This is a genomic window from Ruegeria arenilitoris (assembly GCF_013030985.1).
In the GTDB taxonomy this organism is placed as follows: Bacteria; Pseudomonadota; Alphaproteobacteria; order Rhodobacterales; family Rhodobacteraceae; genus Ruegeria; species Ruegeria arenilitoris_B.
Window position 1 is genome coordinate 112,625 of sequence record NZ_WPYP01000002.1, and the last position, 15,460, is coordinate 128,084.

Consider the following 15,460-nt stretch of genomic DNA (forward strand, 5'->3'; position numbering starts at 1 on the left):
GGTCCCTCTCTTACGGGCCGGCGCGAAATTCACGCCGTTTGCTGCATCAACCCGGCGTCCGATCCTGTCGCCCAAGCACGTACGGCCGCGCCGAATGCCTCAAAAAGTGGCCGCGAGACAGGATCGTTGATCGCATCCCATTCCGGGTGCCATTGCACCGACAGGGTAAATCCAGGTGCGTCCTTGATATAGATCGCCTCGGGAGTGCCATCAGGCGCGTGCCCGTCAATCACGACGCGCTGCCCGACGGTTTTGATGCCCTGACCGTGCAGTGTGTTGGTCATCACCTCGGGAGCACCGAACAGTTGGTGAAACACGCCACCGTCGTTCAATGCCACCACATGGCGCAGGGCGAATTTCTCCTCCAGCGTACCGTCCGGCGGCATCCGGTGGTTCATCCGGCCCGGCAGATCGCGGATTTCCGGATAGAGCGTCCCGCCCATCGCCACGTTGACCTCTTGGAACCCGCGGCAGATGCCCATGAACGGCTGGCCGCGTTCCACGCAGGCCCGGACCAGAGGCAAGGTGATCGCGTCCCGCGCCCGGTCGAATTCTCCATGCGCGTCGGTGGCGTCCTCGCCATATTCCTCGGGATGCACATTCGGCCGCCCGCCGGTCAGCAGAAAGCCGTCGCAGACCTCAAGCAATTCCTCGACCGTGACATAACGCGGATCAGACGGGATCAGCAGCGGCAGGCAGTGCGAAACGTTGGCCACAGCTTCAGAATTCATAGTACCACCCGCGTGGGTCGGGTATTCATCGTTCATGAGGTAAGAGTTGCCGATGATACCGACGACGGGCCGAGACATTCCGTATTCCTTGCAGTTATTTTGCTTAACAGGAAAGCTATCCGCAGCAATGGAAACGTGCAACAGAACACGCCCTGCATGACAGCGCAAGGACGTGTTCAATCACGCACACAGCGTTCCGATTTTTTTGATTTCTCCAGAACTCTGTTTCGGCACTAGCTGGATTTCCGGAAAAATATCCCGGAAACCGCCCTTTCCCACCAATGAAGGCCGGTCGAGATCAGATTTCTCCGATCAGACCTGCCTCCTCAATTCCGGTCACTCCTGCGGTCGCATCATTGTCCGAGGTATCGCCGGTTACACCAACAGCTCCAATGATTGCGCCTTTGCGGTCGCGAAGAAGAATGCCGCCCGGAACCGGTACAACTTGTCCGCCATAGACGCCGTTCACAGCGGCCATGAAATAGGCCTGCGCTTCGGCCCTCTGCATTTGCGCCGTACCCGCCATACCCAGCATGACCGAGCCGTAGGCTTTGCCATGGGCAATAGCAAATCGGCCGGGGGCCGCACCGTCCTCACGCTCAAACGCGATCACGTGGCCGCCTGCGTCCAGCACCACAACGGACAGAGGCTTTAGCTCCATCTCGCGGCCTTTTTCCAGCGTTTTGCGAATGATCGTGCGGGCTTTGCGCAGAGTAACTGCCATGTTCTTTCCTCTCTGTATTCGGGTTTAAAGGCTGGCTTTCAGCTCCAGACGGCGGGCGTGCAGGACCGGCTCGGTATAACCCGAGGGTTGGATCCGCCCCTTGAATACCAGATCGCAGGCGGCTTGAAAGGCGATGCCGTCGAAGCCAGGCGCCATTGGAATGTAGGCGGGGTCGCCTTCGTTCTGGCGGTCCACCACAGCGGCCATTTTGCGCATCGCCGCCATGACCTGTTCTTCCCAGACAACGTCATGGTGCAGCCAGTTGGCCAGCGCCTGGCTGGAAATCCGGCAGGTCGCGCGGTCTTCCATCAGGCTGATATCGTTGATGTCGGGCACTTTCGAGCAGCCCACGCCCTGATCGACCCAACGCACCACATAGCCCAGAATGCCTTGCGCGTTGTTCTCGATCTCACGCGTGATCTCGTCATCGCCAAGGTTGCGGCCACCCAGCAGCGGCAGGGTCAGCAGATCGCCCAGCGTGCCACGGGCACCACCCGCGGCCAGTTCGTCCTGACGGGCCAGAACGTCGACCTTGTGGTAATGCGTCGCGTGCAGGGTCGCGGCGGTCGGTGACGGTACCCAGGCGCAGGTGGCGCCGGATTGCGGGTGGCCGATCTTGGCATCCAGCATGTCGCCCATCCGGTCGGGCATCGCCCACATCCCCTTGCCGATCTGCGCCTTACCCTTCAGGCCGCAGGCCAGACCGATATCGACGTTGCGATCCTCATAAGAGGCAATCCACGGCGTGTTCTTGATGTCGCCCTTGGGCAACATCGGGCCAGCTTCCATTGAGGTATGAATCTCATCCCCCGTCCGATCCAGGAAACCGGTATTGATGAAGGCCACGCGCGATTTCGCGGCGCGGATACATTCCTTGAGGTTGGCCGAGGTGCGGCGTTCCTCATCCATGATGCCCAGCTTTACGGTGTTGCGCGGCAGGCCGAGGATGTCTTCGACCATATCGAAAATCTCGACCGAGAACGCCACCTCTTCCGGACCGTGCATCTTGGGCTTCACCACATAGACAGACCCGGTGACCGAGTTTCCGCCTTCACGAGCCAAATCGTGCATTGCGACCAGAGTGGTGCAGAGCGCATCCATCAGGCCCTCGCCGATCTCATCGCCTTCGGCGTCCAGAACGGCCGGGTTGGTCATCAGGTGGCCCACATTGCGCACCAGCATCAGCGAGCGGCCTTTCAGCGTGGCTTGGTTGCCGTTGGCGGTGGTGTAGTCCACGTCGCCTGCCAGTTTTCTGGTGAAGGTGTTGCCGCCTTTTGTCATTTCTTCGGTCAGATCGCTTTTCATCAGGCCCAGCCAGTTGCCATAGGCAACGACTTTGTCCTCGGCATCGACGCAGGCGACCGAGTCCTCGCAGTCCATGATGGTCGAAAGGGCCGATTCCAGATGAACATCCGCGATACCCGCCGGGTCGAAGGCACCGATATCGCTGGACGGGTCGATCACGATCTTGATGTGCAGGCCATTGTTCTTCAGCAGCACGAAGTCTGGCTGCTCTGCTGCCTCACCGAAACCGACAAACTGCGTCGGGTCGGCCAGAGCAGGCGTCAGTGTTCCGTTTTCAACCCGCAGCTCGGACACATCCGCCCAAGACCCGTTGGTCAACGGCACGGCATCGTCCAGAAATCCTTTGGCCCACGCAATCACACGTGCGCCACGTTCTGCGTCATAGCCTCTGCCAGAGGGCAGATCGCCCATCGCATCGGTGCCATAAAGCGCATCATACAGGCTGCCCCAGCGCGCGTTGGCAGCGTTCAGCGCAAAACGGGCGTTGGTGATGGGCACAACCAATTGCGGACCGGGGATCAGCGCGATCTCGGGGTCAACATTGGCGGTTTCAATCTGGAAATCCGCGCCCTCATCGACCAGATACCCAATCTCACGCAGAAAAGCCTGATAGGCGGCGGGGTCATGCGCCTGACCTTTACGATCCAGATGCCAGGCATCCACCTGCACCTGAATCTTTTCCCGCTTGGCCAGCAACGCTCGATTCTTCGGGCCCAGCTCGGCAACCATCCGCGACAGACCATCCCAGAACGTATCAGCCGTGACACCGGTTCCCGGCAGGGCCTTGCCTTCGATAAACTCGGCCAGAACCGTATCGATCTGAAGTCCGCTGCGTGCCTGCCTGATGCTCATTTGGTGTCTCTCCGCCATTGTGCGCCACTGTATGCCGTCAGCATTTAGGCTGATTGTTTCCGATAGGCAACTTTCAACGCCACGTTCAGACCCTTCGAATTTGCGCGAAACTGCTTCAAAAACAGCAAGGCAAAGAAGCTGCGGTTGCAGCCACCTGGCGAAGCCCCTAACGTCGCGCCGAACCAACTGATGCGAGGCCCCCGATGCGCGACGCTGCCCCCACGACGATCTACCTGAAAGACTACACGCCGTTCGGCTATCTGGTGGACAGTGTGCATTTGACATTTGATCTGGCCGCAAACGCCACCCGCGTCACCTCTCGCATTGCCTTCCGGCCAAACCCCGAGGCCACCGACCCCACCTTTTTCCTGCATGGCGAAGACCTGACCCTGATCCGCGCGGTCATCGACGGGGCAGAAATCACCCCCGAGGTCACCGACAAGGGCCTGACGGCAGACGCCCCCGACGCGCCCTTTGTCTGGGAGGCCGTGGTCGAGATCGACCCTGCCAACAACACCGCGCTTGAAGGGCTGTATATGTCGAACGGCATGTACTGCACCCAGTGCGAGGCCGAGGGCTTTCGCAAGATCACCTATTACCCCGACCGCCCCGATGTGATGTCCACCTTCACCGTGCGCATCAACGGGGACCTTCCGGTGCTGTTGTCCAACGGCAACCCCACGGGCAAAGGCCAAGGTTGGGCAGAATGGACCGACCCGTGGCCCAAACCGGCCTACCTGTTCGCGCTGGTCGCTGGCGACCTCATCGCCCACCCCGGTCAGTTCACCACCATGTCGGGCCGTGATGTGGAACTGAACCTTTGGGTCCGCCCCGGTGACGAGGGCAAATGCGCCTTCGGCATGGAGGCACTGAAGAAGTCGATGAAATGGGACGAGGACGTCTATGGCCGTGAATACGATCTGGACGTGTTCAACATCGTCGCCGTGGATGATTTCAACATGGGCGCGATGGAGAACAAGGGGTTGAACATCTTCAACTCATCGGCCGTTTTGGCCAGCCCCGAGACCTCGACCGATGCCAATTTCGAACGGATCGAGGCAATCATCGCGCACGAGTATTTCCACAACTGGACCGGCAACCGCATCACCTGCCGCGACTGGTTCCAACTGTGCCTGAAAGAGGGCCTGACTGTCTTCCGCGACGCGCAATTTACTTCCGATTTGCGGTCGGACTCGGTAAAACGCATCCAGGATGCCATCGACCTGCGGGCGCGGCAGTTCCCCGAGGATAACGGGCCGCTCTCACACCCCGTTCGACCGGAGAGTTTTCAGGAAATCAACAACTTCTACACCGCTACCGTTTATGAAAAAGGCGCTGAGGTGATCGGGATGCTGAAACGGCTGGTGGGGGATGAGGCCTATACACAGGCACTGGACCTATACTTCGACCGTCATGACGGGCAGGCCTGCACCATCGAAGACTGGATTAAGGTGTTCGAGGATACGACGGGCCGTGATCTGACCCAATTCAAACGCTGGTACAGCCAGTCCGGCACCCCGCGCGTGGCCGTGGCCGAGGAGTACGCGGACGGCACCTACACCCTGACCCTGTCGCAGCGCACCGAACCGACCCCCGGCCAGGCCGAAAAACTGCCTCAGGTGATCCCGGTTGCTGTTGGCCTGCTAGGCCCCAATGGGGATGAAGTCCGCGCGAGCGAAATTCTGGAACTGACCGAGGCCGAACAGAGCTTTCAGTTCTCCGGGTTGGCCGCCAAGCCAGTGGCCTCGATCCTGCGCGATTTTTCGGCGCCGATCATCCTGGAGCACGACCACACGGATGCCGAGCGCGCCTTTTTGCTGGCCCACGACACCGACCCGTTCAATCGCTGGCAGGCCGGACGGTCGCTGGCAGAGGACACGCTGCTGCGCATGATCCGCGAAGACAGCGCACCCGGCACCGACTATCTGGACGGCATTCTGGCCGTGCTGCGCGACGGCGATCTGGACCCGGCCTATCGCTCACTGATGCTGGGCCTTCCGACCCAATCCGAACTGGCCGCCGCACAGTTCGAAGCCGGAGAAACCCCCGACCCGATGGCGATCTGGAGGGCCGTTGAAACCCTGCGGCAGGCAACAGCACAACATGTACAGGACCTGTTGCCCCGGCTGCACAGCGAGACCCTGATCGACGCGCCGTTCAGCCCCGACGCTGATCAGGCAGGCAAACGCGCGCTTGGTGGGGCCGCGCTGTATCTGACGTCGCGGCTGGATGGCGGCTCCAAAGCGGCCGAGGAATACGCGGCCGCCAACAACATGACGTACCAGTTGGCCGCCCTTTCGTGCCTGTTGCGCGCCGGAACGGGCCAGCAGGAACTGGCCGCGTTTTATGACCAATGGCAGCATGATCGACTGGTGATGGACAAGTGGTTCGGCCTTCAGGTGACAACGGCCGCCCCCGAGGCCACTGCGGGTATCGCTCGCGCTCTGACCGAGCACGCTGATTTCAATTGGAAAAACCCCAACCGCTTTCGTGCGGTCATGGGGGCGCTGGCCATGAACCATGCCGGTTTCCATCATGCGGACGGGTCCGGATATGCTTTGCTGGCGGACTGGCTGATCCGGCTGGACCCGGTGAACCCGCAGACAACGGCGCGGATGTGCACGGCTTTCCAGACTTGGAAACGCTATGATGCCGATCGTCAGGCCCTGATCCGAACTCAACTGACCCGCATCTCCGACACGCCGGATCTGTCGCGCGATACCACGGAAATGGTGACCCGAATCCTCGACGCATGACCCCGTTCACCTTCACGCGCCACAATCGGACGCCGCGCACGATCCTGATCCTGATCTGTGTCTACGCGGCGCTGGCGGCCTTGCTGATCCTGTTCGATGCCGCGTGGTGGCTGGTCGGGCTGCTGGCCCTGTCCACCCTGCCCGCACTGTGGGATGTCGTGCATGGCACGCGCGCGGGGATGACGCTGGATCACGACCGGATAAAGTGGTTCTCGGGCAATCGTGAGGGCGAAATCCCTCTCGCGGATATCGACTATATCCGGTTCGACACCCGCTGGGATTTCTCGGTTCGCGTCTCTCTGGTGCTGGCATCGGGCAAGCGGATTCGGCTGCCTGACGAGTCCACGCCACCCCACAAAGAGTTTGAAATCACCCTGCAAGAGGTTGGTTTCCGGGTCGAGCGGCATCATTTCACCGTTTTCTGAAACAATGTGTCCAAAAGGATGCCATTCACCCGGCGCAGCCCCTCCCACCCCGCAAAAAGCTTGAATTTGAGGTGAATTTCAGCCAAAATCTCAAGTCAGCCTATCTGTTTGTTTCGGTTTCGAGTTTTACCATGTTTCGGTTTTTCAGGGCGCGTCAGGCCCGTTCTTCTTTGCCTTCCCGTCAGTTTACGCAGGACATGCGCGCAGCCGATTGTGCTGTGGCGGCTGGTCTGCCGGACACGGGGCAACTGAATATTCCGCTGGCCCGTGCCCGTGCCGAGGACCTGATTGCCCGCGACACCATTGAACAAGGGCGGACGCTGGCCAGGCAGGACCGCTGGGCCGAACTGTCCCGACAGATGCGTGCCGCAGACGAATCCCGTACTACTGCGCCTGACGGGATGCCAATTGCGGATCTGCTGGCCTTTGGGGCCCGGTCCGATGTTGTTCTGGCGGTCGAACACGCCCTGTCTGACGGGGCTGCCCTGTCCGAATATGACCTGCTGGGCGGTATCTCCGAGTTGGAAGACGAAATGCGCGCGCATCCCGATGATCCGATGATCTTCCTGGTGGTCGCCCTGGCGCATATCGACCTGGCCTGGGCGTGGCGCGGAACCGCGACGGATGCCACTTTGCCTCCGTTGCACCGGTCGCGCTGTGCCGCGCATTTCGACCGGGCCGCAGCCCTCTTGCCGAAGTGCCGTACAGCCGCGCCGGACAGCCCATTGGTTGCCGCAGCCGCGTGCGCACTGATGGCCGGTCAGCGCAAAACCGACCTGCGCGTGGCCGAGGAGTACGAACGGCTGATCACGCTGGACCCGAACAACCAGCGCCATATGCGGGCGATGGGCACCCATCTTCTGCCGCGCTGGTTCGGCAGCTACGAAGAGCTTGAGGTTCAGGCCCTGCGCAACGCGGCCCGCACGCACGATGTCTGGGGCGCCGGCGGGTATACATGGGTCCAGTTTGACGCCATCGCATTGGATGAAGAGGCGTGCGCACGGCTGGACGTCGAGTATTTTCTGGAAGGGCTCCACGACATTCTGCACCGCCGCCCGGATCAGCAGACCGTCAACATGCTGTCGGCCTATTGCGCCATCACGATCCAGAGCGGACAGGGCCTGAACGACAAGGCCGATCTGGTGCGTCTGCAAATTCACGAGGCCGCCAACTGGTTGATCCGAGACCACATGACCGAATTGCACCCGCTGATCTGGGCGCACGCTGCGAGCGGGTTCAACAACTCGGTCCGTATCAACTCGGCCGAACGGTTTGCGGCCCGCGGCCAGCGCCAGGCCCTGCGCGCCATCGGCGATCTGTTCCGCGAGGAACTGCGCAGCGGTATGGACGTGACCTTCACGCCGTCGGGCCTGCGCCTGTCTCAGCACTGATTCCCCCTTGCCCCTAGCCACTGCCGGGCCTAATACGCAGGCTTAGACTTCTGCGGAAATGAGGCGCGCCATGCTCGACCTGACATACGAAATGCCCAAACCCAAAACCATTGCCGGGGCCAAGCACGATTGGGAACTGGTAATCGGGATGGAGGTGCATGCGCAGGTCTCATCGAATGCCAAGCTGTTCTCGGGCGCGTCGACCCAATTCGGGGCCGAGCCGAACTCGAACGTGGCCTTCGTGGATGCGGCGATGCCGGGGATGCTGCCGGTCATCAACGAGTATTGCGTGGAACAGGCGGTGCGCACCGGGCTGGGCCTGAAGGCGGACATCAACCTGAAATCGGCCTTTGACCGCAAAAACTATTTCTACCCTGACCTGCCGCAGGGCTATCAGATCTCGCAGCTCTACCACCCCATCGTAGGTGAAGGCGAAGTGCTGGTTGAGATGGGCGACGGCACCGCGCGCATGGTCCGTATTGAACGCATCCACATGGAGCAGGACGCGGGTAAATCGATCCACGACATGGACCCGCATATGTCCTTCGTCGACCTGAACCGGACCGGCGTCTGCCTGATGGAGATCGTTAGCCGCCCCGATATCCGTGGCCCTGAAGAGGCCGCCGCTTATATCGCGAAGCTGCGCCAGATCATGCGCTATCTGGGCACCTGCGACGGCAACATGCAAAACGGCAACCTGCGGGCGGATGTGAACGTCTCGATCTGTTTGCCGGGTGCTTATGAGAAGTATCAGGAAACGCAGGACTTCTCGCATCTGGGTACGCGCTGCGAGATCAAGAACATGAACTCGATGCGCTTTATTCAGCAAGCGATCGAGGTTGAAGCCCGTCGTCAGATTGCCATCGTCGAAGCTGGCGGCAAGGTCGATCAGGAAACCCGCCTGTACGACCCGGACAAGGGTGAGACGCGCTCGATGCGGTCCAAGGAAGAAGCGCATGACTACCGCTATTTCCCCGACCCTGACCTGCTGCCGCTTGAGATCGAGCAGGCATGGGTGGATGACATCGCCGCCAAGCTGCCGGAACTGCCCGACGGCAAGAAAGCCCGGTTTATCAGCGAGTTTGGCCTGACCGACTATGACGCCTCGGTGCTGACCGCCGAAGTGGAATCGGCTGCCTATTTCGAAGAGGTCGCCAAGGGCCGCAACGGCAAACTGGCCGCGAACTGGGTGATCAACGAACTGTTCGGCCGCCTGAAGAAAGAAGATCACGACATCACCGAATCTCCGGTTTCCCCGGCGCAACTGGGTGCAATCATCGACCTGATTTCCTCGGACGCCATCTCGGGCAAAATCGCCAAGGACCTGTTCGAGATCGTTTATACCGAAGGTGGTGACCCGGCGCAGATCGTCGAAGAGCGTGGCATGAAGCAGGTGACCGACACCGGCGCCATCGAGGCCGCATTGGATGAGATCATCGCCGCCAACCCGGCACAGGTCGAAAAGGCCAAGGTGAACCCGAAACTGGCAGGCTGGTTCGTCGGCCAGGTGATGAAAGCCACCGGCGGGAAGGCAAACCCGAAGGCGGTCAACGAACTGGTCAGCCAAAAGCTGGGTTCGTAAACCGATTAGGGTACGAAATGCTGACGGCGGGGTTTGCGCAAAACCCCGCCGTTTTTCTTTTCCGCCAGTTTCCGCGCGAAGATGACTTTCCCAAAATCTCCAGCATGTTAGATTGCCGGGAACCGACCACCAGGAAGATCCGATGCAGCGCTACGAATACAAAGTTGTCCCCGCCCCGCAAAAAGGCATCAAGGCCAAGGGTGAGAAAACCGCAGAGGGCCGGTTTGCCGCATCGGTTGAACAGGTTCTGAACCAGATGGGTCAGGACGGCTGGGAATATCAGCGTGCCGAACTGCTGCCCAGCGAGGAACGCGTGGGCCTGACCGGTTCGACCGTGAACTGGCGCAATGTTCTGGTGTTCCGGCGTGAGGTCACAGCTGACTTTGTTTCAACGCGGTCTGATGAAGATACTGCGCAGGCAAAGCCTATTCCTGGCCCCGAGACGGTTTCGCCTCCCGCGCCGATTGCCGAAGAAGCCAAAGAGCCTCCGCTGTCTTTGAGAGGGGCTGAAAGGGAGTCCGAGAAGCCAGACGACGAAAAAACGCCCTAGCTGTCCTTCCATCCTCTTATATTTGCACGAATTTACTAGCCGTAGTGAAACCCGCATTTTTCTTTTCAATGCCTTTGTTGGCTGTCACCTTGATGGCGCATGCGGCCGTCGCCGATCCCGTCACAGACCTGCAATGTCTTGAGGCCGAATGGTCTGAAAGCGCAGCCAAATTGCAGGAGAACCGTGCGACGGTCTGGCAATGGCTGCACGACATTCTCAACAGACCCGATCAGGTTGCCTGCGGCGACGAAGACTTCGTCAACGCAAATACTGACTGGCAAAAGAATCCTGAGTTTTCCTGGACTTGCCTCAACGGTTACTCAAACCTGACCACCACACTGAGTTTTCAATTACCTGACAAAGAACAGCGCGATGCTGCCCGATCCGGATTGATGATTCTGGGCGCGATTCACAGCATTTCGAACCCGGAACTCGTAAACGCTTTCCAAACAGCGATTGAGGATATTGCGCAAAGTATTGAAGAGACACTTGAGGAACTTGAAGCTGCGGGCATCGACATAACGTTTCATCCCGAACCCGAAAGTTCTGCGTCTACAAAGACAAACTCGGAAGAGACCATTTCGCTAAACGATCTATTGGCAAATGCCCTTCCGTTGCAAAACAAGTGGGGTTTGACCGCCGATCTCGTCTGGACGCCAGCCTCGTTCGAAATCCCGGATGATGCGGATGACCAGATCAAGGCGCGGTATCTCGGCGAAATGCGGGGTCGGATCGAGAATGTGCAACACATAGAGTACATTCTGCGAAGCCTGGAGAAAGCGCAGGTCCAGCCCGGTATCGCTATGCAGAACGCCGCGGCAGCTCATGCAAATGTTGTCGCGACGACCAAGGAAAAAGCAAACATCTGGGCTGCAGAAAACCTCGACATTGCGGCACGTAACTTTCGCCTGTTCGGCGAAGAGGTGGAGATACTGCAGCGCGACGCAGACAGTATTTCGGTCGTCGACACACGCTCATGGTCACAGTCACCGGGAGCCAATTGGCAAAACACCTCTGATGCGCAGATCGCCGAAGGCGTGAATGAGTTGGTGTTCTATTTTGAACCACAACCCGATTTCGAACGTCAAAATCCGGCGAACAGCGACTGCAGGATCACCAAGACCTTCCCTTGTCCGCCGTTCAAAGGATTGAACTCTGCCAAAAACGATCTGTCAGGCGTCTGGACCGGGGCTTGTGAGACCGCAAAAGGGTGCGATGTTACGACGCTCCGCTGGATCAATGACCATGTGGCGGTACGGACCCATTTGCGTGCAAAAAACGCGGATGCAGCGTATCTTTCCCGATTTACAGGAAAGATGCTCACCCTGAGAACCAAATCACTGCTGGCCGCCTTTGAGCCCGACCCGGAATTTGATCCCGGGCAAACCTGCCAGTAGCTTGGCAGATTTACCGCCTAGGACCCGATATCCAGCGCCAGGGCGTGAATGCGCGGCACGATATCGCCCAGCGCCTTGTGAATCGCACGGTGGCAGGCGACGCGCGACTGGCCTTCGAACGCGCTGGCGCGGATACGGACGTTGAAATGGCTCTCACCACCGTCCTGATAGCCCGCGTGGCCACGGTGGCTTTCGCTGTCGTCGACAACTTCCAGCTCGCGCGGATCAAATGCCGCCTGCAGGCGGGTTCGGATTTCGTCAGTCACGGTCATTTTTTCGCTCAGCGGTAAAAATTTTACCGCCCCCCTCTTCTACTTTCGGCTGCTTAGATTAAACTGCTGCCTCCGAGTCGAGAAGATGCGTTCTTAAGGATCACAGCATGACGAAATCAGACCCTTTCGGATTCGATATGTCCGTCTCCAGCGCCAAGAAAAAGAACCCGCGCGGGCGTCGGGGGATGTCGGGCGCGTCTGAGACCTCGGTCCGTATCTGTGACCACGAAGGCTGTAACGAGCCAGGTAAGTTCCGCGCGCCGAAAGCGCCGGATGTTTTGGATGATTTCTTTTGGTTCTGCCAGCAGCACGTGCGCGAGTATAACCAGAAATGGAACTTCTTCGACGGCACCACCGAGGCCGAACTGAACGCGCAACGCTCCAAGGACAAAGTGTGGGAGCGTGAGACCAAGCCCATGGGCGATCCTGAGGCGCGCGCCTGGGCCCGTCTGGGCATCGAGGACCCGCATCAGGTGCTGGGCGCAAACAGCACGCAGAACAAGGGCCGCACCTCGGGTGGCGGCGGTCGCCGCCTGCCCCCCACCGAACGCCGCGCGATCGAGATTCTCGAGGCCAAGGACAGCTGGACCAAGGCTGAGGTGCGCAAAGCCTATAAAAAGCTGATCAAGGTGCTGCACCCTGACATGAACGGCGGCGACCGGTCTCAGGAAGAACAGCTGCAAGAGGTCGTCTGGGCCTGGGATCAGATCAAGGACAGCCGGAATTTTAAATAAGCCTTGCAAACCTTTACGCGACAAAACGAGTTTCGTACCTTGCGTGGATGAAACAGGCGGTATCACCCGCCTGGGCCTTTCGAGATACGAAGCCCATGGCGCGAAAACAGCAAAAACCGCTGAAGGCAAAGATAAAGCCGGATCATCCATTTTCTGACATCATCAACGATGCGTACAGGGTCTTTGCCTATTCAAAACCTCCCAGCATCGAAGTCTGTGAAGGCTGCTGCATGGAAGCAGATTTCGAGGCGGACTTTTTCGCGCCCCCGATTGCAGAACTTCCTCTTCACTATCTGCAGGACTGGTTTTTCGCCGCGTACGATCCGAAGGGTATTGCCAAGGCGACATGGGGTTACCTCCTGCCCCGGATACTCGAAGTTCTGGCCGTGGACGAAGACCTTGCCAGCGTCGGGTTGGAGGTCAGCCTGAACCGGTTTGAAACCGGAAACCCGGACAACTGGTCCACCAATGAATGGCAGGTTCTGGATCGGTTTCAGCGCGCCTATCTCAAACGCGAAATCGGGCGAGACAATTGCTATCTGGACGACACTATTTGCATGTTTGGCTTGGCGGGGTGGTCCCAAGAGGTACTGTTTGAACAGGTTGCCGCTACACCAGACCCGATATTGGTACAACGTTTTTGGCACGACTGGTGCACGCATTGCATTCCAGGGCGCGAATCCGTCTGGATCACCGCGTTCTGGGAAAGCCCGGGCAACACGAAAGCCTTCGAATTCTATACGTCTAAAGCATTGTACGACAGGGTTGCTCGCTTTGCACTCGACGAGAACACTCCACAGAACCTGTCAGAGAAGGCGTTGGCCATAGCTAGCGTTATCGAAAACAACGCCGACTGGAACATAAGCGGATAAGCTCGGCATTTCATTCTTCTGCACCTCTTCACCGTCCTCACCCTGTTACAAATGCTTGTTACGCCATGTTCCACGAGTGGGCCCTTTTGCCCACATCCAACCTGTGAACTTTCCCCTATGGAACACGGTATGGAACACTTCATTTCTTTCGTACATGCGAATGTTCTTTTGGTTGCCATCACTTCGGCCCTGCTACTTAGCGGCTACCTCGCCCTTAACCTGCGTCTACCGCATCTGGGTCTGTGGCCCAGCGCCAGCGGTTGGCGGCACCACACGGCCTTTGGTCTGTTCCGGCTGTTCTGCGGCGCGACTGTTATATTCGCCTTGTCCGAGGTCTGGATGAACGGCTGGGGTCACTGGTTGCGCTATGCAATCGGCGTACCCGTCATGCTGCTGTCTTTCGGGATCACGTTGTGGGGCTATCGCTTTCTGGGTCTCGACAACACCTACTGCGAAAGCGAGAGGTTGGTGACCGGCGGCATGTATGCCTATTCGCGCAACCCGCAATATGTGACCTCGGTGCTGGCTACGGTGGGACTGGGCATCGCCAGCGGATCGTGGATGACGCTGGGCCTGGCTGCGGCGCTGTTCGTGATCTATTTCATGTTTGTCCTGAACGAGGAACGCTGGTTGCTGCAGGGCTATGGTCAGGCGTTCCGGGACTACATGCAATCCACCCCGCGCTTTGTGGACGAACGCAGCCTGATCCGGGTGCGGAACGCAATTCTCGACTGATCAAAGCGCGCCGATAAGGCCAGTTTCAAAGAAAGATTTACCGAAGCCGCGGCACGCGCGGCTTTCCCTTGCCCTTGCCCGCAATATGTTGCACCACACACGGGTTCAAACCCGGCAATACGGGCCAAAGGATAAGGACGACGCGCATGGCTGACGGATCGATTGATATCAACGCAAAACCCACCGAGGATATCTCGGTCCGTGAGGTGTTTGGCATTGACAGCGACATGGCGGTCAAGGGCTTCGCCGAGGCAAGTGATCGCGTCCCCGCCATCGACCACACCTACAAGTTCGACCCCGAAACCACGCTGGCGATTCTGGCAGGCTTTGCCCACAATCGTCGGGTGATGATTCAGGGCTATCACGGCACTGGTAAATCGACCCATATCGAACAGGTCGCTGCCCGTCTGAACTGGCCCGCCGTCCGCGTGAACCTGGACAGCCATATCAGCCGGATCGACCTGATCGGTAAAGACGCGATCAAGCTGCGCGACGGCAAGCAGGTCACCGAGTTCCACGAAGGCATTCTGCCCTGGGCCCTGCGCAACCCGGTCGCCATCGTGTTCGACGAATACGACGCAGGCCGTGCAGACGTGATGTTCGTGATCCAGCGCGTTTTGGAGCATGACGGCAAGCTGACCCTTCTGGACCAGAACGAGATCATCACGCCGAACCCGAACTTCCGCCTGTTCGCCACAGCAAACACCGTGGGTCTGGGTGACACAACCGGGCTGTACCACGGCACGCAGCAGATCAACCAGGCGCAGATGGACCGCTGGTCGCTGGTCTCGACGCTGAACTACCTCAGCCACGATGCCGAGACGATGATCGTTCTGTCCAAGGCGCCGCACTACAACACCGAAAAGGGCCGCAAGACCGTGAGCCAGATGGTCACCGTTGCCGACCTGACCCGGACCGCCTTCATGAACGGCGACCTGTCCACAGTGATGAGCCCCCGGACCGTGATCAACTGGGCCCAAAACGCCGAGATTTTCCGCGATGTGGGCTACGCCTTCCGCCTGTCCTTCCTGAACAAGTGCGACGAGTTGGAACGTCAGACCGTGGCCGAGTTCTATCAGCGTTGCTTTGACGAGGAACTGCCGGAAAGCGCAGCAAGCGCAAGCCTGGGTTAAA

The 15,460-nt window shown here is 59.2% G+C and carries 14 protein-coding genes; 10 read left to right on the forward strand and 4 right to left on the reverse strand.

Features of this window, described 5'->3' with window-relative positions:
• Positions 1-29: 29 nt before the first annotated feature.
• The 3 genes from GOX88_RS06390 to GOX88_RS06400 all read right to left on the reverse strand — a co-directional run bounded on the left by GOX88_RS06390 (position 30) and on the right by GOX88_RS06400 (position 3,612).
• On the reverse strand, positions 30-809 hold the full coding sequence (locus GOX88_RS06390; RefSeq protein WP_170400363.1) for a gamma-glutamyl-gamma-aminobutyrate hydrolase family protein: 780 nt from the start codon (positions 807-809) through the stop codon (positions 30-32).
• A 220-nt stretch (positions 810-1,029) separates the two neighbouring features.
• Positions 1,030-1,455 (reverse strand): GlcG/HbpS family heme-binding protein, encoded by a 426-nt coding sequence (locus tag GOX88_RS06395; RefSeq protein ID WP_170400364.1) that lies wholly within the window; start codon positions 1,453-1,455, stop codon positions 1,030-1,032.
• 24 nt (positions 1,456-1,479) lie between these two features.
• Positions 1,480-3,612 (reverse strand): malate synthase G, encoded by a 2,133-nt coding sequence (locus GOX88_RS06400; RefSeq protein WP_170400365.1) that lies wholly within the window; start codon positions 3,610-3,612, stop codon positions 1,480-1,482.
• A gap of 203 nt (positions 3,613-3,815) precedes the next feature.
• Between GOX88_RS06400 and pepN the strand changes: the two genes are divergently transcribed.
• The 6 genes from pepN to GOX88_RS06430 all read left to right on the forward strand — a co-directional run bounded on the left by pepN (position 3,816) and on the right by GOX88_RS06430 (position 11,713).
• The gene (pepN, locus tag GOX88_RS06405) at positions 3,816-6,368 is read left to right on the forward strand and encodes an aminopeptidase N (protein ID WP_170400366.1); all 2,553 of its coding nucleotides are present in this window, start codon (positions 3,816-3,818) and stop codon (positions 6,366-6,368) included.
• Complete coding sequence (locus GOX88_RS06410; RefSeq protein WP_170400367.1) at positions 6,365-6,793, forward strand: hypothetical protein; 429 nt, start codon at positions 6,365-6,367, stop codon at positions 6,791-6,793. The genes pepN and GOX88_RS06410 overlap by 4 nt, the downstream gene beginning before the upstream one ends.
• A 131-nt stretch (positions 6,794-6,924) precedes the next feature.
• Positions 6,925-8,184 (forward strand): hypothetical protein, encoded by a 1,260-nt coding sequence (locus GOX88_RS06415; RefSeq protein ID WP_170400368.1) that lies wholly within the window; start codon positions 6,925-6,927, stop codon positions 8,182-8,184.
• A gap of 70 nt (positions 8,185-8,254) precedes the next feature.
• The gene (gene gatB / locus GOX88_RS06420; protein WP_170400369.1) at positions 8,255-9,766 is read left to right on the forward strand and encodes an Asp-tRNA(Asn)/Glu-tRNA(Gln) amidotransferase subunit GatB; all 1,512 of its coding nucleotides are present in this window, start codon (positions 8,255-8,257) and stop codon (positions 9,764-9,766) included.
• 142 nt (positions 9,767-9,908) lie between these two features.
• Positions 9,909-10,316, forward strand: coding sequence for a DUF4177 domain-containing protein (locus tag GOX88_RS06425; RefSeq protein WP_170400370.1), 408 nt, complete (start codon positions 9,909-9,911; stop codon positions 10,314-10,316).
• 44 nt (positions 10,317-10,360) lie between these two features.
• Positions 10,361-11,713, forward strand: a complete 1,353-nt coding sequence (locus GOX88_RS06430; protein ID WP_170400371.1) for a hypothetical protein — start codon at positions 10,361-10,363, stop codon at positions 11,711-11,713.
• A 17-nt stretch (positions 11,714-11,730) separates the two neighbouring features.
• Here the strand turns inward: GOX88_RS06430 and GOX88_RS06435 are convergent, their stop codons facing one another.
• Positions 11,731-11,985, reverse strand: coding sequence for a BolA family protein (locus GOX88_RS06435; protein WP_170400372.1), 255 nt, complete (start codon positions 11,983-11,985; stop codon positions 11,731-11,733).
• Between the two features lie 107 nt (positions 11,986-12,092).
• Between GOX88_RS06435 and GOX88_RS06440 the strand changes: the two genes are divergently transcribed.
• The 4 genes from GOX88_RS06440 to cobS all read left to right on the forward strand — a co-directional run bounded on the left by GOX88_RS06440 (position 12,093) and on the right by cobS (position 15,459).
• Complete coding sequence (locus GOX88_RS06440) at positions 12,093-12,719, forward strand: J domain-containing protein (RefSeq protein ID WP_170325717.1); 627 nt, start codon at positions 12,093-12,095, stop codon at positions 12,717-12,719.
• Between the two features lie 95 nt (positions 12,720-12,814).
• The gene (locus tag GOX88_RS06445; RefSeq protein ID WP_217354192.1) at positions 12,815-13,591 is read left to right on the forward strand and encodes a hypothetical protein; all 777 of its coding nucleotides are present in this window, start codon (positions 12,815-12,817) and stop codon (positions 13,589-13,591) included.
• Positions 13,592-13,720: 129 nt separating this feature from the next.
• Positions 13,721-14,326 (forward strand): methyltransferase family protein, encoded by a 606-nt coding sequence (locus GOX88_RS06450; protein ID WP_170400374.1) that lies wholly within the window; start codon positions 13,721-13,723, stop codon positions 14,324-14,326.
• A gap of 146 nt (positions 14,327-14,472) precedes the next feature.
• Positions 14,473-15,459 (forward strand): cobaltochelatase subunit CobS, encoded by a 987-nt coding sequence (gene cobS / locus GOX88_RS06455; protein ID WP_170400375.1) that lies wholly within the window; start codon positions 14,473-14,475, stop codon positions 15,457-15,459.
• Position 15,460 lies beyond the last annotated feature (1 nt).